The 21,098-nt window shown below is 67.2% G+C and carries 13 protein-coding genes; 5 read left to right on the plus strand and 8 right to left on the minus strand.

What is annotated here, in order from left to right:
- The first annotated feature begins 52 nt into the window (after positions 1-52).
- Positions 53-1,150: a CaiB/BaiF CoA transferase family protein gene (locus ACM608_RS09210; protein WP_419682930.1), complete on the plus strand. Its 1,098-nt coding sequence runs from the start codon at positions 53-55 to the stop codon at positions 1,148-1,150.
- Positions 1,151-2,043: 893 nt separating this feature from the next.
- Here ACM608_RS09210 and ACM608_RS09215 read toward each other — a convergent pair.
- The 4 genes from ACM608_RS09215 to ACM608_RS09230 form a co-directional block, all read right to left on the minus strand.
- Positions 2,044-5,019 carry a hypothetical protein gene (locus ACM608_RS09215; protein ID WP_419682931.1) on the minus strand — a complete coding sequence of 992 codons (2,976 nt, stop codon included), beginning with the start codon at positions 5,017-5,019 and terminating at the stop codon, positions 2,044-2,046.
- A gap of 57 nt (positions 5,020-5,076) precedes the next feature.
- Positions 5,077-6,846: an N-acetylmuramoyl-L-alanine amidase gene (locus ACM608_RS09220; RefSeq protein ID WP_419682932.1), complete on the minus strand. Its 1,770-nt coding sequence runs from the start codon at positions 6,844-6,846 to the stop codon at positions 5,077-5,079.
- A 15-nt stretch (positions 6,847-6,861) separates the two neighbouring features.
- On the minus strand, positions 6,862-8,013 hold the full coding sequence (locus ACM608_RS09225; RefSeq protein WP_419682933.1) for a hypothetical protein: 1,152 nt from the start codon (positions 8,011-8,013) through the stop codon (positions 6,862-6,864).
- A 416-nt stretch (positions 8,014-8,429) separates the two neighbouring features.
- On the minus strand, positions 8,430-11,141 hold the full coding sequence (locus ACM608_RS09230) for a patatin-like phospholipase family protein (protein ID WP_419682934.1): 2,712 nt from the start codon (positions 11,139-11,141) through the stop codon (positions 8,430-8,432).
- A gap of 425 nt (positions 11,142-11,566) precedes the next feature.
- Here ACM608_RS09230 and ACM608_RS09235 point away from each other — a divergent pair, with 425 nt between their 5' ends.
- The 3 genes from ACM608_RS09235 to ACM608_RS09245 all read left to right on the plus strand — a co-directional run bounded on the left by ACM608_RS09235 (position 11,567) and on the right by ACM608_RS09245 (position 14,427).
- A complete protein-coding gene (locus tag ACM608_RS09235) occupies positions 11,567-12,436 on the plus strand; it encodes a TauD/TfdA dioxygenase family protein (protein ID WP_419682935.1) in 870 nt (289 codons plus the stop codon).
- Positions 12,437-12,717: 281 nt separating this feature from the next.
- Positions 12,718-13,680 carry a glutathione synthase gene (gshB, locus tag ACM608_RS09240; protein WP_419682936.1) on the plus strand — a complete coding sequence of 321 codons (963 nt, stop codon included), beginning with the start codon at positions 12,718-12,720 and terminating at the stop codon, positions 13,678-13,680.
- Positions 13,681-13,824: 144 nt separating this feature from the next.
- Positions 13,825-14,427 carry a DedA family protein gene (locus tag ACM608_RS09245; protein WP_419682937.1) on the plus strand — a complete coding sequence of 201 codons (603 nt, stop codon included), beginning with the start codon at positions 13,825-13,827 and terminating at the stop codon, positions 14,425-14,427.
- Between the two features lie 100 nt (positions 14,428-14,527).
- On the opposite strand, the gene ACM608_RS09250 is transcribed toward ACM608_RS09245, so the two are convergent.
- Genes ACM608_RS09250 through hrcA form a run of 4 tightly spaced genes read right to left on the minus strand, consistent with a single transcriptional unit; the run spans position 14,528 to position 19,857 of the window.
- On the minus strand, positions 14,528-15,628 hold the full coding sequence (locus ACM608_RS09250; protein ID WP_419682938.1) for a DUF6492 family protein: 1,101 nt from the start codon (positions 15,626-15,628) through the stop codon (positions 14,528-14,530).
- Positions 15,607-18,252, minus strand: a complete 2,646-nt coding sequence (locus ACM608_RS09255; RefSeq protein ID WP_419682939.1) for a glycosyltransferase family 2 protein — start codon at positions 18,250-18,252, stop codon at positions 15,607-15,609. The genes ACM608_RS09250 and ACM608_RS09255 overlap by 22 nt, the downstream gene beginning before the upstream one ends.
- A 22-nt stretch (positions 18,253-18,274) precedes the next feature.
- A complete protein-coding gene (gene grpE / locus ACM608_RS09260) occupies positions 18,275-18,823 on the minus strand; it encodes a nucleotide exchange factor GrpE (RefSeq protein ID WP_419682940.1) in 549 nt (182 codons plus the stop codon).
- Positions 18,820-19,857, minus strand: a complete 1,038-nt coding sequence (hrcA, locus tag ACM608_RS09265; protein ID WP_419682941.1) for a heat-inducible transcriptional repressor HrcA — start codon at positions 19,855-19,857, stop codon at positions 18,820-18,822. The genes grpE and hrcA overlap by 4 nt, the downstream gene beginning before the upstream one ends.
- Positions 19,858-19,934: 77 nt before the next feature.
- On the opposite strand from hrcA, the gene ACM608_RS09270 reads away from it, so the two are divergent.
- A complete protein-coding gene (locus ACM608_RS09270; RefSeq protein WP_419682942.1) occupies positions 19,935-21,047 on the plus strand; it encodes an acyltransferase family protein in 1,113 nt (370 codons plus the stop codon).
- Positions 21,048-21,098 lie beyond the last annotated feature (51 nt).

Here is a 21,098-nt window from a genome sequence, read left to right on the forward strand (position 1 = left end):
CCATCCGATCGTGGCTCGGCCATGCCCCCGGAGGTCATGTCGGGCCGATGCCATGCCTGTAGCTACATCCGGACCGCTCTCGGGCCTTCGTGTGATCGAGTTCGTCAGCATAGGACCGGGGCCGCATTGCGCCATGCTTCTGGCAGACCTCGGCGCCGATGTGCTGCGAATCGATCGTCCGGGCGGCAACGGATGGCCTAATCCCATCGTGGATCGCGGTCGAGCGGTGGCGCCGACCGACATTCGATCCGAGGCGGGACGCCTTTTCTGCCTGGATGCGGCAGCGCATGCCGATGTCCTTATCGAGGGCTTCCGACCTGGAGTGATGGAGCGGCTGGGCCTCGGACCTGAGGTGGTGATGAACCGGAACGAGCGCCTGGTTTACGGCCGGATGACCGGTTGGGGCCAGACCGGGCCGTGGGCGCGGACTGCTGGCCATGACATAAACTACATCGCGCTAACCGGCGCACTGGCGGCGATCGGCAAGCCTGGAGAGCCGGCCACCATACCGCTCAACCTGATCGGCGATTTCGGCGGTGGATCGATGTTCCTCGCGTTCGGGATCGTTGCCGCGCTTTGGGAACGTGAGCGATCCGGCCGCGGGCAGGTCGTCGATGCGGCCATCGTCGACGGCGTTGCTTCATTGATGACGATGTTCGCCGGGCTAATTCCTTCGGGACAAATTTCCTTAAAGCGTGAGGAAAATGTCCTTGGCGGCGCCGCGCCATTTTACCGCAGCTACCTCTGCCGTGACGGGGCGGAGATGGCTGTCGGCCCGCTGGAGCCGAAATTCTTTTCCGAGTTGCTGTCGAAGCTTGGCCTTGAGGCGCATCAAGACGACCAATTTCGTCCGGAACGTTGGGATGCGCTCGCCGCCAGTCTTCAGCGCGCCTTTCTCTCGCAGGATCAGGCGCACTGGTCAGCGCTGTTCGCCGGGTCAGATGCGTGCGTCGTGCCGGTGCTGCACCTCGTCGACGCACCGGCGCATCCGCACCATGCGGCGCGGAAGACGTTCGTGACCAAGGAGGGCCTGACCCAGGCAGCGCCGGCTCCGCGTTTCTCGCGAACACCAGGTACACTCCGCGACGGTGGCGACGCGCTGGCGATGATCGCCGCATGGAAACGTGCCGATGGAGAGCCGGTCGCTTGATCTCTCGATGCTGCTAATCGGCTTAAGCTGAACGCAAGACAGCCTCCGTTGACGCCCATGCCGCTGCGGGGAGAGGAGGACAGAGATCGGCAACCCGGTCGGACTTGCCCTCAGCGTCAGCGAGGCCGTGGGCCGCGGGCGTTCCGTTCGCGCCTTTGCTGGGACGTCTTGGATCGCGACACAAGAGATTTCAGCTCGGCATGCGCGTCGCCGCTATAGCCCGAAGGCTCGGTAGCGAGCCCGCCTATTACGACGTCTATCCAGCGGGGCTTACCGGTCTAGAAGAGGATCGAAGGCGCAGGACCGGTGAGGAGATGTATGCTCGTCTCGGCATCCCCTGGAGCGATCGCGCAGGCCGTCACCCCCGGTTCAGGTCATAGCTTCGGAGGATATGAACGCTCGAAAAGAGAGGTAGTGAGCGAGGCGATCGGCGACTTTTCATCAGCGGCTCGACGCTTAGCGTTGGCCCGAGGTCGAAACCATTTTCGGTTGGTCCCAAAACCTGCATAGCGCGCCAACGAACGGCCGGTGACCACAAGTGCTCGCTCCAAAGCGGACCAGCCGGTTTCCACCAGTCACAGCACCGCCAGCGTCGCGAAGGTGGTACATTCAGGTGGTCCAAAGTTGCCCTTGACCAGTTTTCGCCCCTCGGCTTAAAAAACTGACAGTCAATAGTATTTTTAATAATCACCCCCTCCCGTAGGGGTCACCAGCTTGAGTTATCGGGCTTTTTCCTGCCTGATTTCTGCGGTTCTCACAAACCGTCCAAAAGTTTCACACGAGTGACTTTCTCGGCCGCGCTCTTGGCGATGGCCACGACGCGTGCGCTTGGCGTCTTGCCCGCCGGCCGCCGCCATGCCGAGCGCCGGTACCATCCGGCGCGCGCTCGCGCATCAAACGGGGATCGGTACGCCGCCCTTGCCCTCCGCCATCGCGATCACGAACAGCCCGTTCACCGTCGCCGTGTCGGGATCGCCGTCCAGCCCGTCGGTCACCGCCGCGCCCGGCGCTGCGGGGCGGGTCATCAGCGCCAGCAGCCGCAGGAAGGCCAGCATGGCGGGATGCATCTCGGCGTCGAACCACAGGATCAGCTTCTGATTGAGCCGCAGCCAGTGGCGCGCGGCCGATGCCAGTTCCTTCTCTGCGGCGGCATAGTCCTTCTCCGTCCACTCACCCGGCCGACTTTCGCCGTGCACCGGGATGGCGTCGTAGATGCGCGCCATGATGCGCAGCAGCCGCACGAAGGCGCCGGCGCGCGGAATCAACTGTGCGAAGGCGGGCAGACGCTGACCTTCACTCCGCGACGGCAGCAGGTCGATCTTCGAATTCCACAGCGCGACCATGTATGCGACCGGGTCCTTCGTGACGATGCTTATGGTGAAGATATCCTTCGCCGCACCGACATCGCGGTCGAATTGCTTCGGCGAGGACACGCCCGCCGCCAGCTGCGCCCGCACGGCGAGGCCGAAGATGGCGAGCAGCGCCGGGTTGTTGGGCGTGTTCAGTTCGCGGCCGATCGCGACCATCCGCTGCACTGCGGCGTCCGGCAGGATCATGCGCAGCGATATGCGCCCTTGGATGTCGGGATCGAGCGCGTTGGCGAGCTTCCACTGCTGGTAGAGCGCCTCCGCCGCCCTCGCGCGTGATCCGTCGATCAGCTTCTGCGCCTCCAGCCCCGCCAGCAGCTTCTTGACCTCCGACTGCTTCAACGCCTTGTCGTCATGGTCGAAGGCGACGCTGACCCGCATGGCCCGGCGGCTGCCCGGGCCACCCAGCTTGGCGAGCATGAGGTTCCAGCTGCTGACGAAACTGGCGGCCCGGCCCTCGTCGAAGCCCTCCACCTTGCGCAGGGCGCTCCCCTCCGCGGCGACGATCACCTCGCCCGCGCCGTTGGTGGTGATGGACGCCTTGCCCTTCACGATCGAGGCGATCGACAGTTCGACGCCCAGTATGACGATCTCAAACGCGAAGCCGCGTTCGCTCGACACAAGGCGCGACAGGCTGGACGTGGGGTCCAGCCGCACGCCCGCGGGGGCCAGCGACGGATCGGCGAGCATGCGCTGGAGGCCTTGCAGTCGGCCGGTCGCGAGGTCCTGCCACAGCCGCGCCGCCTCGGGGCCGGCGTCGCGGGCGAAGGTGCCGGCAAGCTCGTATTTCTGGCCCATGGTATCCGCCCCGGACCAGCCGAAGCGGGCTTGCAGCCTGGCGTTCGCCTCATCGCCGACCGTTTCGACCAGCTTCCGGGCGAATGCCTCGAACGTGGTGACGAGCGCGCGCACGCCGGCAAGGAGCGCGTCGGCCTCGCCCGCGGTCGCCTTGACCTTCACGCCGATGTCCTCGAGCTCTTTCGCCAGCGCCGACGATGCCTTGGGCGTGGCGACCAGTTCGGCCAACAAGGTCTCGAACCGTGCTTTGGCCTCCCCCAGCAGCGGCTGAATACGGGCGGTGAGCGCCTCCGGCAGGCCGGTCGCGGCGAGCGCCGGCACCTTCGCTACCAGACCCTGCACCACCGTGCCGGTCCACGCAGAGACATCGGCGAGAATGCCACCGGCCTGCGTCGCGGCGAGATCGGCGATGCGCGTCTCTATGAGCGAGATGAGCGCGCTCTCATCGCCTTCCCCTTCCCCGAGCGCCAGCGAGAGGTCCTTCACCAGCGCGTCGCGCAGGTCCTCCTGGCGGAAGATCGACTGCGCCGCCGCCTTCAGCAGGTCGCGCGCCTCGCTGGTGAGATAGGTGCCCGGGCTGAGGAAGGGCCTGATCCGCCCGATGATCGGCTTGGCGGCGCTGTCCGCCTTCAGCAGCAGGTCATGAGTGCGGCGGGCGAGCGGGGTGGCGTCGAGCATGAGGCCGACCCCGACGCCCCAGTTGCGCTCGCTCGCCTCGTCGCGGCTCAGCACGAAGCGCGTGCCTTCCTCCACGCGGCGCAAGGTCAGCACCCAGCGCGCGTTCCTTCGAAACGACAGTTCGGCGGTCAGGCCGATCCGTCCCGATGCGATACCGGGGATGTCGTAGTTCTGGCCGAGCACGATCCCGAGCCCCGCGTCGACCGCCCCGTCGCAGCCGAGGGTTACGCCCTCTAGCCCGGCCAGGTGCATCGCATGGGTGATCCGGGTCAGGTCCAGCGGCCCAGGGATCGCCGCCAGGGATTCCAGCAGAACCTCCGCGAAGGGCTTTGCCATGTCGTCCGGGCGGAAGAACCATCCTGCCGACGCGCTGGCCGATGCGCCGGCATGCGCCGTCCCGCTGCCGACCTGACCGAAGGGCAGCGACAGCCCGGCCCTGGTGCGCACCTGCCCATTCGCACCGAGGCGGAGCAGACCGGGCACGACGCCATCGGTTTGGAACGGCCACGCGGCACCCGCCGCGCAGGACAGGCCGGCTTCGGCACCGATATCGAAGGTCAGCGCGGCCGATCCCACCGTCCTCACGGCATCGGCCTCCAGCTTCGGGATCTTCAGTTCGATCCGCCCGTCCGCGCCACCCGTGTCCAGACCGAACGTACCGAGTTCGCCCGCCGGCGTCTCGGCGGGAACGAAGTCCGACATCGGCCGGAGCAGCTTTGCCCAGGGGGATGCCGCGTCGGTCAGTTCGCCGGCGATCCGCGTCAGTCTCCCATGCAGGTCGCCGAGGTTCAGCGTGGCGAAGATCTCGGCCACCGCCGGATCGTCAATGGCACCCGCGAGATAGACCGCGAGACGGACGGGGCTGTCGACGGGCGCGTCCGTGCCGCGCTTCCACACGGCGGTCGCAATCTCGCGCCAGTGCCTGGCAAGGGCGGCATAGGTCTCCAGCCGGGGGAGAATGGCGGTGAGATCCCCGGCCCCGCCGTCGAATCGTAGCCACTCGGGCAGCTGCACCGGCGAAGTCATCCACGTTCCTCCACGTGTTCGATCAAAGAGGTGAGAGCGATCGCCGCAGTGCCGCCTTCAGCTGTAGGAGCCGCGCTTTGCCGAGAGCTTGCCGGCGGCGACCAGATCGTAGAGACGCGCGGCGCGCTTGCCCGAATGGGTCATGCTGGTTGAGGCGCGCTCGTCGATATAATTGTCGATCAGCCGGTCCTCCTCGTCCTGGCCCCAGCGGGTCGCATCCCTGCCCACCCGGCCCCCGTCGATCAGTTCGCCCAGCGCCTTCTTCAGGGTGGCGGGAACATGGCCCGGGCGGTTCACGTGCTGATCCAGCAACATGGCGATGCCGAGTTCGGAGGTCAGCCACGTCCCGACCGCATGGCCGTGGATCACCGTGTCGATGAAGCGGCGGATGCGACTGGCGCCATGGGCGATCTGAACGGCGCGCACCGACGGGTGGTGGCCGGCGCGCCAGAAGCGATAGGCCCAGTCCTTCGATCGCAGCCTTTCCTTGGCGGCGGCCGTGACGAGGTCCGTCCCTTCGAGCGAGAGACGTCCCGTCATCGCCCCGTCGGCGGCGCGGGCGCCGAGCCCGTAGCGGCCGAAGCACTCGTCGAACGCCGCACTGTCCGTCCGCTGCAACCGCGCGAGCAGCGCGGCGAGTTCACCATCCTCGCCATTCTGGCCGGCGGTCCACTGCATGACGCCGAACGACAGGAAGCAGTCGTCATAGGTGTTGACGGCCTCAAGCTTGCCCTCGTTGCCCATCACCGCGACAAGCGCGCGCAGCATCGACGGGGAGACGCCCGCCCCTGCCTGCGGATTGGCGGCGACGAACCGATCGACCCCCGTTTCGCCATTGGCCATCTGGCCGGATCGGACCACGATCGCGAAGGGACGGCCGTCGGGCGAGAGTACGCGCTTTCCTTCGACGCGGACCTTGTGCACCGCGTCGTCCGCGACCGGCAGCGTGGATGGACCGGGGGCGACCTGGGCCGGCGCCGGCTGCGGCGCGGCCGGTGCGGCCGGTGCAGCGACCGGGCTCCCCGCCGTCGTGACGGCCAGGCCGATCTTGCCCTGCGGGTCGATCTTCGCCCAGGTGGCGGGACCGGCGATCCCATCATCGACGAGGTTGTTGTGCCGCTGCCACGCCCGCAGCCGCGCCTCGGTGACCGGGCCGAAGAAGCCGGTGGGCGGATCGATGCCGAGCCGCTGCTGCAGCGTCGATACCGCAGGCCCGCGCGCGTCCCGCCTCAACGTGGGCCGGGCCTGGGTGTCCACGGCGGGGATCAGCGGCTTGGCGGGCACGCCGCTCTGCATCAGCGCCTTCACGCTTTCGCGGAATGGCGCCATCTCCCATATGGGATCGGGCTTGCGGCCCTTGGGCAGAGCATATTCGCGATGGCCGCACACCATCATGTGGCTGGCCCCGATGTGCTGGAGAATGGCGGCGACGCCAAGCCGCAGCGCCTCCATCTGCACGTCCGGCCAGGGATCGTCCGCCTTCCCGCTATTTTCCGCCTCGATGCCGATGAAGCTGCTGTTGCCGGTTCGTATCCCCTGCCAGACCCCCTCGCCGGCGTGGTTGGCCCGGCCTGCGGCGAGGATGTAGAAGGTGCCGTCCCGGCCGAGCCCGAGCTGTGCGAGCGGGCCGTTGAGGTCGGGCCGGCCACGGACCAGCAGGTCCAGCGACGGCATGTTCCCGGTGCGCGCGCCGGCGGTGTGGTGGATCATGACGCCACGAACCCGCCCCATCTCCGCGCGGCCACGGGAACGCCAGTCGCGATATTCTGCGGTGCCGAGCCCGGCGCGATTGAGGACGGCGGGCAGCCAGGTGAGTGAGTAGACCATTGTCGCTCCCCTGCTCTAGGCGCTCGGGCCGGAGGCGACCCGGCCGGTGGCGGGCGGCAGGTCCTCGTCGCTGGTGGTCTGCGCCGGATCGGCCAGGTCGATGTCGCATCCGTCGAGATGCTCCTCGGGCGAGGCAGGGGTGACGAGCGCGTCCTCATCCTCGCGGGCCGAGCCCTCGCCCGGCAGACCGCCTTCATCGGCCTTGCGCGCCTCGTCCTTTCCCACGGTCGCGCTTGCGGCCGCCGCCCCGGCCGGCGGCGTCGTTGCCGTCGGTGTCGACGGCACGGGAGGGGGCGGTGCGGCGGTGACCGCGTAGGAATTGAGCAGATCGGGCACCATCCGCTCGACGAAGCCGGCGACGAACCCCGCGATCAGCAGGAGGAAGACGGAGTTGCGGGTGGTCGCCCCCGGGTTGATCGTCCCCCCGCCGCCATCGCCGAGGGCACCGATCTCGCCGAAATGGATTTCGATCGCGCCGCTCAGCAGGAAGCAGCCGAGGATGAACGCACCCAGCGCGCCGATGCCGATGCGGACGAAGCTGTCCGTGAAGCTGTCGAAGCGGCGGGCGTCGTCGCGCAGGTCGCGGCTCTGGATTCTCAGCGCGATCGAGTAGACGGCCCCCAGCACGCCGGCCAGCACGGCCTTCATCAGCAGGTCGTGGTCGGTCGGCGAGATCGTCCTGTCATATGCGTTGAACAGCAGGAAGATGATGAAGCTCGCGATGAGCACGAGCACCGCCGAGAACAGCGTCCAGGCGACGTAGGTAAGCCGTGCGCGCGAGGCCATCTCGCCCGCGACGGACGCCTTGACCTGGTTCAGCGCGGCGAGCGCGGCCTCGGTCTCCCCCTCCAGCGCGGTGACCAGCGCCGCCCCCACCTCGCCGTCATACTGGCGCGCTGTCGCGGGGAGCCGGCTGTACGCGCTCGGCTCGCCGCGCCAGCCGGCGAGCATGGCGTCGATCGCGGCACGGGTCGGCGCCAAGGTGGCGAGGCGCTTGCGCTGGATCCGCTGCACCATCGGATCGTCCGCATAGAGGATCACGACGCGCTCCTCCGTGAGGTAGACGGCGTAGCGGTCCTGCTCCCGCGCCAGCACGTCCACGACCGACCGCCCGAGCGGATCAGTCCCGCCTTTGACGATCGTGGCGATGTCGCTGCCCTCGGCCATGATCTTCCCCCTGCGCTGGCATCCGGCCGCCGCTGGTCCGGACGTCGCCGTACGTGCCCGCCAGCTCCACGCCCGTCAGTTCCGGGACCACGCACGTCTCACGCGGCTGGCAGCCGGCACCTGCCCGTCCACATGAAACCGAAGTGGCGGTCCTCTATAGTTCTCGAACGGTCAACAAGCGGAAGCGACATAACGGCGCGATACACAACAGCGCCGCCGAACAGATCGAATCACAACTTCTACAAGTCAGGACGCATCATACCACTTTGTACAGGATGTCGCCTCTCATTTGGTGATCTTCCAGAAGTAACTCCAATTTCCTTGATCGACACCACTCTTCTTCAATAGCACCAAGAGCTTGGCATTGCGCGCGTGAGCGAGGGGCAGCAGACAGCCCGGCGCTCCGCGCCTCGACCTCAGAACAACGAGGATAGCGTCGACGGCGTCCAGCCTCCGCCGACCCTCGGCTGGAACTGCTGCGCGCCGTTGCCGAACACCGCCTGGGCAATGAGCCGGCCGAGATGGTAGTAGCTCTCCCACTGCGCCTCGTCGAAGAACTGATCCAGCGTGGTCTGCTGCGGGAAGGCGCTGTTCATCGCCTTGTAGCGGATCAGGTCGGCCGGCCCGTCGCCCGAGAACCTGGGCTTGATGAGCAGCAGCGTACCGGAAGTACCGTCATTGTAGCTTAGCCGCGCGAGCGCCGCGACGGCGCGCTCGCCGGCCTGCCCGCCGGAGATCTGGACAAGGTTGCCGAAGACCGTCCGCCTGTCCGCCTGCTGGCGGAACAGGTCATCCAGCCTGTCATCGTCAAGGAAGTCGATCTCGCAATCGAAGTCGATGCGCGCCTTGCGGACGAGATTGGCGACGTCCTCATATTCGAACCGCTCGTCCATGCCGTTGTCGCTGACGACGATGAAGGGGAGCTTGCGGCGGATCAGCTCGTAGGCGGCGGTGTTCTCATAATGCCCGCCGTCTGAGAGATACCAGAACTTCTCGTACGGGCCCGAGAAGTCCCCGCGGAACTCCCGCAGCAGGTCCCATTGCGTCGGCGTGCTGAACCATCCCGTGCGCGCCCGCCACCAGTAGCCGAGGCGGACGTTGGCAAGGCCGGCGAGCTGCGTGATCGGAAAGCCGGTGCGGCTGCCCAATCCGGTCGAGAAGGCCGCCCCGGAGATCGCGATCCAGGTCGAGAGCGGCAGCTTCTCCTGGTCGTCCAGATGATCGTCCTGACCCTCCTGCGCCTCGATGCCGAGAGGGATGTGGTAGAGTTCTCCGTACGCGTCCCCGTCGCAGTATATCCCCTCTGGCGACACGACGAGGTTTCGGCCGCGGCGGTCGCGCTGGACGATGCTCGATCCGGTGCTGCGGGTCTCGTTGAGCGTGACGTTGATGAGGTGGAGCGGCGCCGCCGATCCGATCTCGTAATAGTCCCTGAGGAGAACGTCGTCGCTGTCGTCCCATCGGTCGAGCGCGGGCGCGCCGGTCTTTGACGCACCTTCGCCCGTCGGACGGGCCACCGACCGTTCCTCGGGCAGGCGGGTGCGGTTGCCGGCACCGAGATAGGCCCGCCTCAGCCGCCCCGCGTAGAAACTGGTGAGGCCGGAAAGGTTGAGAAAGGCGGGGGTGCGGCTGATGCAAATCGAAAGGAAGGCAAGGATGGCGACCCAGCTCAGCCACACCATCCAGATCGCGCCCCAGTCGAGCCCGGCCGGGCAGCCGAGCCAGACCGCGCCGTCGATCGTCTCGCTGCGCCAGAGCGGACAGGCGCCGGGGCTGAGATGGACGGTGCCGCGGATCAGCGGCCAGGTGGCGCGGTAGGCGAGAACCGTCCACATGCCGATCACCAGAGCGATCAGGACGATGGCGGCGGCGGCGGCGCCAAGCGCGAGGAAGCGGTCTTTCGTGAAGAAGGACGGTCTGGCAGGAGGGCTGCCCGTGTCTCCTGCGGCCGGAGCCGGCGGTCCTCCACTGATCTGCGTCAGGCGGCCCAGCAGCCACCGCCCGACCGGCACGATCACGGCCGCCACCACTGGTGGGACGACGATGGCGAAGCCGGTGCCGCTGTACAGGTTGCGATAGAGCAGGAACCCGATCCCATCGGCGGCACTTGCGGCGAGGATTGCCACGATGAAGATCGCGCAGTAGCGCATCGGTCGCGTAAGCCGTGAGCGGCGGAGGTCCCAGCGCGCCTCGCCGCCCACGTTCTCAGGGATACCGGCTCCGCTGGCGATCAGGCCGATCAGGCTCACGCCGGCGAAGACCGCGACGGCAAGGGCAACGCGTCGGACCTGGTCGACGGTCAGACCCGGAAACAGATACTCCGCCGATCCCGGCGACCACCAGATCAAGCTGCCGACGACCGCAATCATGACGGTGCCGACCTGCCCGGTGGTCATCGGCGTTCGAACGCCGCGTTTGGTGATCCAATAGGCCCAGGCCAGCACCACGTGCAGCGCGACGGGAAAGATCAGCAGCAGCAGCAGCGGGGCGTACAGGACCAGCTTGATCGGGACCGGTCCGATCCAGGGTGCGAGCCAGCCGTACATCAGCATGCGCGCGGCCACCGCGACCAGCGCCGTCAGCATCAGCGAAGCACCGATCACGAGGTGCAGGCCGATCCAGTTGCGCGACAGCAGCCCCAGCGCATACCAGTAGTCGCCCGATCCGGACGGCGCGAGGTAGCGCCCCGACTGCCGCAGCCATTCCAGAGAGGCCCGCGCCCCGCCCGTGCGCAGCGTGAACGGATCGGCGACGCCGGGCGTCAGCGAACTGTTGCCGACGAAGTCCCCGGCGCCGAGCAGCGCGGGCTGCTTCCGCCGCGCGAACAGCCCCGCATAATATGCGCCGATATAGCTCCCGCCGGATACCGTGGACAGGTAATCGAAGCGGTGCAGCATGCCCTGTCGCGCCAGTTCGCGCAGCAGGCCCAGGCTGAAGGTCGCGGAGCGGATGCCACCACCCGACAGCGCCAGGCCTGCGCGCGGGAACGAAGTGTCGATGCCGGCCTGGCCCAGCGCCTCGCGCCGCCGCGCCCGGCGGACCTCCTCGTCGGCAAGCAGCGCGTCGGCCTGCCTGCTATGCTTGAGTTTCCATTCTTCGAATTCCTGGGCGGCGCTGAACTTCGGCATCGCTGCAACCTGTCGAACGAGTGGATGTCGGAACGGCCAAGTCGCCGAACCCAACCTCAAGTCACGCTTGGGGCCGATCGAAGAAAGCGAACTCGTACATCACACGTGTCGCGCGGCATCCTGGCCACCCCGACTCCAGCGGGCGATCCGCTGCAAGCAACCATATCAGAAAGTAGATCTACGTATTCTGTCAAGTTAACCCGTCCGATCAGGACCAAAAAGACCGGGCCCTCATCGCATTCGCGGCAGTTTTCGGACCCAACCCGATCACGGCACCGATCGGCTGCAAGATTTTCTTCCGGATGTTGGACTTTCCACCCTGAGCTTCGTCACCCCGCCCAAATCATCATAAGCGATCAAGTAGAACTCATCATGCCGGCGCGGCCGTTCGGGTTACGCTTCTCCCCCTATCTAGGAGGATCGCCATGACCCACGCAACATCCACCCTCGCCTCACGCGAGGTCCAACACGAAGTCGACATACGGCCGCTACAACCGGCGATCGGCGCTGAAATCCATGGCGTCGATATCAGCAAGCCGCTCGATCCCGCCCTGCGTCAGGCGATCCTCGACACGCTGACCGAATATAAGGTGGTGTTCTTCCGCGATCAGGCGCTCGACAATGCCGCCCAGACCGCGTTCGCGGCCCAGTTCGGGCGCCTCTACACGCATCCATCGCCCAACCGGGACAACAAGATCCAGTCGATCCACAAGATCGCCGCCGCCGACTTCAAGAAGGCGGAGCATGCCCATCTCGGCGACTACCTGAGGCGCGGCGACGTCTATCATAGCGACACCAGTTGGCGGCTCGATCCCGCCTGGGGCGCCGTCCTCCGCGCCGTGGACCTGCCGCCCGTCGGCGGCGACACCATCTGGGTCGATGCGAACCTCGCCTATGAAGGCCTTTCCGACACACTGAAGGCCCGCATCGACGGGCTGTACGTCACCCACGATTTCAGGCGTCTGCTCGCGCCGCTCGGCATTGAATACCCGATCGTCGCGCACCCTGTCGTCCGCACGCATCCGGTGTCCGGGCGCAAGATCCTCTGGGTCAACTCGACCCTCAATCCACAGATCCTCGGCCTCGAACTTGCCGAAAGTCGCGCGCTGGTCGCGGAACTCGTCGACCACTACAAGCGCCCTGAATATCAGGTCCGCTTCGTCTGGCAGCCGGGCTCCGTCGCCTTCTGGGACAACCGCGCGACGATGCACTACGCGGTCCGCAACTACGGCGAATACCCTCGGGTGATGGAGCGCGTGCTGATCGCGGATGAGCCGGTCTACGGGCCGATCTGAACCGAGCCTGCCGACCGACACGGAATTATCTACCAATGTGGGAAAATCTCTGCTCTGCCGACATTCATGACCGGCGCGAGCATGATCCCCGATGCACAGATGTTGCGGTGCCGACGCGTTTATGCCGCGTCGGTGCCGCGTCACTGCCGCATCCCCGCCGCTTCCCGCTCCAGGACTCGTCGCGAGCCGCAACTTACACAACTTAAGCCCCCTCCCGCCCGGCGTTGCGCTCCTCCGTCCCGCGCCCTAGACGGCGGGCACACGAACGGAGTCCGCCCCCCTTGTCAGTCACGCCCCTGACCGTTGCCGTCCAGATGGACCCGCTCGAAACCCTCAACATCGCCGGGGATTCGACCTTCGCGGTCATGCTCGGCGCGCAGAAGCGCGGCCATCGGCTGTTTCATTATGCCGCCGGCGATCTCGCCTATCGCGATGGCCGGGTCACAGCCCCTGCCCGGCCGGTCACCGTCCGCCCGGTGGCGGGCGACCATTTCGAATATGGCGATTGGACCACGCTCGATCTCGGCGATGATGTCGATGTCGTCCTGATGCGGCAGGATCCACCCTTCGACCTCGCCTACATCACTGCTACGCATCTACTGGAACGGATCGCGCATCAGACCCTCGTCGTGAACGACCCGGCGGCCGTCCGCAACGCACCGGAAAAGCTGTTCGTCCTCGACTTTGCCGAGTTCATGCCGCCGACCCTCATCACCCGCCGGCTGGAGGACGCCCGCGCCTTTCATGCCGAACATGGTGAGGTCGTGGTGAAGCCGCTCTACGGCAATGCCGGATCGGCCGTGTTCCACGTCGGTCGCAACGACGCCAATCTCGCCGCGCTGACCGAACTCTTCGGCCAGGTCTGGCGGGAGCCGTTCATGGTCCAGGCCTTCCTCCCCCAGGTCTCGAAGGGCGACAAGCGCATCGTTCTTGTCGACGGCGTGGCAACCGGCGCGGTCAACCGCCTGCCGAAGAAGGGGGAAATCCGCTCCAACCTTGCCATCGGCGGCTCCGGCGCACAGGCCGACCTCACGCCCCGCGAGCTGGAGATCTGCGCCAAGCTCGGGCCGGAGCTGGCGGCGCGCGGCCTCGTCTTCGTCGGCATCGACGTGATCGCCGGCCATTTGACCGAGATCAACGTAACCTCCCCAACCGGCATCGTCGCCATCGACCGCTTCAACGGCACCGACACCCCGGCCCTGATCTGGGACGCGATCGAGCGGCGGCATGGCGCGCGGCTCTGACGATCCTCCCCCGCCAGGGGGAGGTGACGCCGAAGGCGGCGGAGGGGGAGGACGGCGGTCGCCTCGAAAGCAGGAAGCCACCGGCGTCCTCCCCCTCCGTCAGGCTACGCCTGCCACCTCCCCCTGGCGGGGGAGGATTTAGGGGTGGCTGATCTCATCCAGCAGTTCGTGCGGGATTACGGCGTCCTCGCCATCGCCCTCCTCATGCTCGCGGAGACTGTGTTCCCGCCGATCCCGTCCGAGGTCATCATGCCGCTCGCCGGGCTTCAGGCGGCGAACGGCCAGACCGCGCTGATCCCCGCCATCCTTGCCGGGACCGCAGGCGCGATGGCCGGCAACATCCTCTGGTACGAGGTCGCCCGCTGCCTCGGCCATGACCGCCTGCGCCGCTTCGTGGATCGCCACGGCCGCTGGCTCACCCTGGACTGGAAGAGCGTCGAGAAGGCCGACCGCCTCTTCGACCGCTGGAGCATCTGGTTCGTCCTCATCGGCCGGCTGATCCCCACCCTCCGCTCGCTGGTCTCGATTCCCGCTGGCCTCTTCGGCATGGCCCGCGCGCCCTTCCTGATCTGCACCGCCATCGGCACGCTCGTCTGGACCGGCGCGCTCGCCTGGGCCGGATACGCACTGGGGGAGCAGTCCGACAGGATCGGCAGCTGGCTCAGCTACGCCTCGAACGGGATCATCGCCCTCCTCGCCGCCTGGTACATCCTCCGCGTCATCACCTGGCGCAAACACCCGCGCTGACGCTGCGTGCGAGGTCGTGGCGCTCCCGTGACGTACCTGTCATGCGGCATCCTTCCAATCCGACGAAAGGATCACACCATCAAACCGTGGGATCAAACACCTAGGCGATGAACATCACCGCCAGCAGGAACCCTATCGCATAGGTCATCGCGAACAGCCGCAGATGCGGGCGGATGCGCGACCAGAGCGATGGCTTCTTTTCTTCGTCCGCTGCCTGCGCCTGCTTCGCCATGTAGAGGTGCCGGCGGTTGCCCATCTCCGGCATGCCCCGCAGGGCCTGATAGAAGGCGGTCAACCGGCTCACCTCCGCCTCCGCCGCTTCGCGGCTGTCGAACAGCCCGCGTGTCCAGGCATCGACCAGCACCGCGCGAGACACGCGGTCCTCCTCCAAATCAAGAAAGCGCCGCCGGTGGACGGAGAGGAGCCAGACGCCATCCTCCGCCAGGCGCTCGGCGAAGGCGGGCATCCCCTCCGCCGCCGGCGTCGCGCGACGCATCGCGGGCTGCGGCACGCCCGTGGCCGACACCAGCGCCTTGGTCTTGCCGAGTGACGCGAGATAGGCCGCATAGAGCATGAACTCGGTCATGTCGTTGCCGTGATCGGCGAAGAAGCGGCCGAGGGGCTTGCCGGATCGCGCCTCGATCTCGCCGACCAGTGCCCGCGCGACGCCGGTGCGCACCATGAACGGCGGCATGCTGGGCGGGATCTTGAGCCGGCGCGGCATCTCCAGTCCGAAGAACGCCCGGCTGTTCGCCATCCACCGCCGCATGCGGGAGGTGGAGCGCGACATCGTCCAGCGGGCACGCCGCCCCTCGAACAGGTCTTCCCGACGCAAGGGACGGATGAGGTGGTTCTTGGCGTCGAGGATCAGGTAGTTGTCCGCCTCGATCTCCGCGGAGATCGCCAGCTTCGCCGCCTGCTGCGCCATCCAGCCATCTGGCCCCGCCTCCGCCGGCGTCTCAGCGGTGCGGACGATCAACCGATCGGCAAGTGGTCCCAGCAGAGGCCGCGTCATGGTTTCCACATGCGCGACGCACGCCGCTTCGGCCGCCGGATCGTTGACGGTGACGTGAATGCGGTTGACCAGCTCGGGCGGCAGGAACCGGGCGAAGGACCGCGCCTGCAGGTCGAGGAGCGGCAGATCCGCCGCGAACACGATGGTGACGATGTCGAAGGCCATCAGGCTTCTGGAAGAAGCCATTCGAGCGCGAACTCCTCTGCGATCTCGGGCGTCACCCCCACTTCGGCGCGCGCGAAGTTGCTCAGCATCTGTCCCGCGCGTCCGCCCGCCCGCTGGCGCTGGAAGGAAAGGTTGACGGCGGTATTCACCACATAAACCGCCGCCGGCCAGTCGATTTCCTCAAGCGGACGCCCGACCTCCTCGGCCGTCAGCCGCCAGTTGGCATGCGGCCCGAGCAGCGCCTGCACCACATCGTCCACATCGGTCTGGTGCAGCATGGGGATGCGTTCCGGGTCCAGCAGGACCACCGCCGACGTGCCGCAGACCCGTTCGAACGGCACGCTCCACGCGCCGGGTACCATGGCAAGCCGCCGCGCCGTCCAGTCGAGCGCATAGCCTTTCTGGATTACGAAGCCGGGCTTAACGCCCTGCGCCCGGATGTAGCTCACCAGCCGGTTGGAGACGAGGTCGTCGGCATCGACGGGCATGAAATATCCGCCGCCGCCCGCCCGCATGCGGTGGAAGATCAGCCGTCGTTTCCACATCTTGTCGGCCCGGAACTCGCTCGGCTTTGCGGCCGGTGCGCGGTCGGACACGATGAAGGAGACGCGGGGGTCATTCAACTCCGGCACCTCCGGCCGCTCATGCCCCGCCACGACGACACGGAAGTGGGGATCGTCCTGCGCCAGGATCGCGCGCAGGCAGTTGCGGAAGACCGCTACGGTACGTTCCCAATCCTTCGACGCCTGCGCCGATATCAGGCTGATCCCGAACCAGAATGGCGGGCGATCAGTCCACACTCGCGGTGACCCTTCCGAGGTCTCCGCTCCCTCGGAAAACCAGGCGTCCACACCGTCCAGGTCCACCGCCATCTCGGACGGGACCGCATAGCCGTAGCTCGCCGGCAACGCGGGGAGCGGCAGCGCGCCATCCACCATCCGCGCCGCATAGCTGTCCACCCAGGCCGCCTTGTACCGCGTCCGCACGGGCGAATAGCTCTCCACATTGATCGCGGTCGGCCCGCTGCCGGTAAGCGAGGCATCGCCCAGGAAGCCGATCGAGAGGGGCAGCGACAGCGTCCTGATCGCACCGGATGCGAACAGCAGATCCGCCCGCCGCGCATATTCGAAGTCCGCGTCAGCCCGCACCGCATCGAAATAGCCGAGCCGGGGCAGCGCCTCGGCCCGGATGAACAGCGAAGACGGATTAAGATGGCTGAACCCGCGCGTCCAGCGCCGCAGCGGGATCGACCCGTCCGGCCGCATCCGCAGCCAGGACGATTTGGACAGCACGACATCCGGATTCGCGGTCATCAGCGCGACCTGGCGCGCGATCCGCTCCGGGTGGCTCCAGTCATCCGCATCCTGAAAGGTGATAAAGGCCCCGCGAGCCTGCACCATCGCCCTGTTCCGAGACAGATAGGTCCCGATATTCCCACGATTCGGCAGCAGCCGGATACGCGGATCGTCCGCCATCTCCCGGGCCACGATCTCGCGCGTCGTGTCACCGCTGGCGTCATCGACGACGATGATCTCGATGTTCCGGTAGCTCTGGTGACGCAGCGAAGCGAGCGCAGCGGCGATCGTTCCTTCCGCGTTGAACGCGGTGACGATCACCGTCACGAGCGGCCCGACCGGACCAGGTTCGGCGACAGTCAGGTCACTGGCGATCGCCGTCACGTCGATCGCCTCCCCTCGCTCGAAGCGCGGTGCAGCAAGGCTATGCGCCGCGTAGTATTCGCGGAGCGGCTCCTGCGCCGCGACCAACCCGCCTTCCGCCCGCGCGATGTTGTACTCGGCGATCAGCGGCTCCGCTCCGAAGCCCGGTCGGCGCGTCTGGATCGCCCGTGTCGCGCGCACCCCGCGCTGCTGCAACCGCAACATGATATGAAGGATGGTGTAGGCCTGCGACATGCGGACCCGTTCCGCCTCAACTGCATCCAGCACGTCGAGCGCTGCCGCCGGGTCGCTCGCCCAGAACAGATCCGCGAACAACAGGCGCGGATCGGGATCGGGGGGCGCGGCGAGAGCGGCGAACGCCCACCAACTCTCTTTCGCCCCCGCGTAATCGCCGGTCTTGACCTGCGCAACGGCGAGCTTTTCGAGCACCACACGTCGCGATGCCGGTGAGAGGTCCGTATCGGCAAGCAGGCGCGTGCCGTGTTCGACCGCGCGATCCGCGAGGAAATACTCGCTGGCGATCACGAATGCCGCCAGATCACCGAGCACCGGCTCGTCACGAAAGCGGCTCGCAAGTTCAAGCAGTTCACGGCCGTTCTTCCGGCCATATGCCGCCATCAGCGCCGCCGCGCGGGGCGCAAGCAACGGGCTGCCCAGCGGAGCAGCGGCCTTCGGCTGGCCCCCCGCGAGGCGCAGGGGCACGGTCTTGAGCGGCAGCTTGCGCGCGGGATCGTCCGCCAACGCCCCCGCCACATCCTCAACCTTGGCGATCTTCTCCCGCAGAAGCCGGGCAAGCCGCGCCGGACGCCAGAGGAACCGACGCCCCTCCAGCCGCTTCAGCGCAAGTGCGAGAACATCCTTATAGCCGCCTGAGAGACCGGCCAGATAGCGGCCAAGCGGATCGAGATCGCCAGCGCCCTCAAGCGGTGCCTGCCCGGCTTTGCCGCGCTCCTGCCCGTCACCCATCCGCTTCCCCCTGGTCGGATGGTCAGGCGACCGCGTCGAAGCCCTTTGCGACACCCACCATGGCGGGGCGGAGCAACCGCTCCTTCAAGCGGTAACCCGCCTGCATCTCCTGCACGATCGTGCCGGCCGGTTGGTCGCTGGGGATCTCGACCATCGCCTGGTGGAGGTTGGGGTCGAGCGGCTGGCCCACCGCCTCGATCCGCGTGATGCCATTGCGGGCGAAGACGTTGTCCAGCTCCTTGCCGGTCATCTCGATGCCGGTCACCAGCGGCTTCAGCTTGGCATCGTCCTTCAGTTCGGCCGGAATCGCCTGCAACGCGCGGGCGAGATTGTCGGCCACCGACAGCATGTCGCGCGCAAAGCCGGTCGCCGCATAGGCGCGCGCATCCGCCGCGTCCTTCTCCAGCCGGCGGCGCACGTTCTGCGTCTCGGCGGCCGCGTAGAGGACTTTCTGCTTCAGCTCCTCGATCTCCGCCTCAAGCGCGGCGACCCGGTCGTGCTCGGCCACTTCCGGTGCGGCATCAGCCGTCTGCTCGCGGAGGTCGTCGGGGGTCGTCGTTTCGTCTGTCATGCCATCAACCTGGATAATGTCTGTGCGGTGAAGTCCACGATGGGCACGACGCGGGCGTAGTTCAAGCGCGTCGGCCCGATCACACCCACCACGCCGACAACGCCGCCGTCACCACGATAGGGCGCGGCGATAACCGAAGAACCGGACAGGGAAAACAGCTTGTTTTCCGACCCGATGAAGATCTTGCACCCCTGCCCCGCCCGCGCGCTTTCCAGCAGCTGCACGATAGCCTCCTTGTCCTCCAACTCGTCGAGGAGCTGGCGGACGCGGTCGAGGTCGGCGGCGGCCTCGGGATCGATCAGGTTCGCCTGCCCGCGCACGATCAGCACCGGCCGCGCCGAATTGTCGCGGGACCAAACCGCCAGCCCTCGCTCGACCAGATCGCGCGAGACATTGTCGAGGAGCGCGCGCTCGGCCGCAATCTCGCGCTCCATGCGCCGCTGCGCCTCGCCCAGGGTCAGCCCACCTAGGCGCCCGGTGATCCAGTTCGCCGCCTCGTTCAGCGCGATCGGGTTCAGTCCCTCGGGCAGCTCGACGACCCGGTTCTCGACGGAACCATCGCTCCCCACCAGCACAGCGAGCGCCTGATCGCGCGACAGGGGCACGAAGCTGAACTGGCGCAACACCGGCTCGCGCTTCGGCACCATGACGATCCCGGCGCAAGCCGACAGGCCGGACAGCATCGCGCTCGCCGCCGCCAGCGCCTCTTCGACCGGCCCTGCCGAGGCCATGCGCGCCTCGATCGCCGCTCGGTCCTCCGGCGCGATCTCCGCCGCCTGCATCATCCCGTCGACGAACAGGCGCAGCCCCGTCTGCGTCGGCATCCGCCCGGCCGAGGTATGCGGCGCCGCCAGCAGGCCCAGCTCCTCCAGATCCTGCATCACGTTGCGGATCGAGGCGGGCGACAAATTCAGCCCCGACAGGCGGGAGATCGTCCGCGACCCCACCGGCGCGCCGGTGCCGAGATAGCTTTCCACCACCACGCGAAACACATCGCGGGCGCGCGACGACAGCTCGGCGATTGGCGGTGTCATCCTGTTAAGATAGGGCAGCTAGAACGCGGCAACAATTCGGCATTTTCGCCGCCGGGGGGATCGGGCCGGAACGGGGCATGGCAGCGCGTCAGATCGAAACACACACCGCGCTGCGCGGTGTCGCGGCGCTGATGGTGGTCGCCTATCACCTGCAGTTCGGCGCCGGCTATCGCCTCCCGCTCGAGACGGTGACCCCGTTCTGGGAACGCGGCTACCTTCTCGTCGATCTGTTCTTCGTGCTCAGCGGCTTTGTCATCAGCTATGCCAATGATGCGGATCGCGCGCGGCCGTTCACGGCGGGAGAGTACGGTCGCTTTCTGATGATGCGGATTGCGCGGATCTATCCCCTGCACCTTGCCTGCCTCCTCGCCCTCGCCGCGTTTGGCGTCGTTGTCGGCGCAGGCATGGAGCTGCTGCGCAACCACAGCGTCCCCATGCCCGGCGCATGGAGCGATTTTCTGATCCAGCTCGCGCTCCTCAACGCCTGGTTCGGCGGAGAGGGCTGGAACGTTCCCAGCTGGTCGATCAGCGCGGAGATGTTCGCCTATCTCGTCTTCCCGCTGATCGTCTCGTTGCGCGCGCGGAGCGGGGCCGTGACGATCGCCGCGCTCCTATCGCTCGCGGCCGTCTTCTACCTGTGGATCGCGGCAACGACGGGTTCGCTCGACATCGTCGTGGGCCTCGCGCCCCTGCGCTGCCTCGCCGGCTTCGTGCTCGGCATGTGCCTGTTCTACGGTCGCGAGGGTATCGCGCGGCTGGGCGAGCCTGTGCTTTCGATCCTGCAGCTGGCGGCACTGGCGCTCCTCCTGCTGACGCTCGCGCTCGGCTGGAACGATGTGGCGGCGGTGCCCGCCTTTGCCGTGCTGGTCGGCGCGACATGGACGGATCGCGGCGTTCTCGCCCGCGCGCTCGTCGGCCGTGTCAGCCTCTTCCTCGGCAAGATCTCCTACTCGATCTACCTGACCCATCTCGTCGTGCTCTATGTCTTCAGCTGGCGGCGCATCGACAGCCTGGCGGCGATCAACCCGCCCCTGATCCGCACGCTTTATCTTATCGGCGCGTTCGGGGTGGTCATTCTCGTCTCCACGCTCACCTTCCGTTATGTGGAGGTGCCCGCACGGCAATGGCTGTCGCGCCGAATTCTTCATCGTCGGGCGCGTCCGATCGAACAGGCGCCGCCCGCGCCTTAGTGGTGGCGCCATGGGCAGCCTCCGTCTAAGGCGCGCGCCATCACAGACGAG

It is taken from the genome of Sphingomonas sp. ID0503 (assembly GCF_048565625.1).
Taxonomy (GTDB): domain Bacteria; phylum Pseudomonadota; class Alphaproteobacteria; order Sphingomonadales; family Sphingomonadaceae; genus JBLZUR01.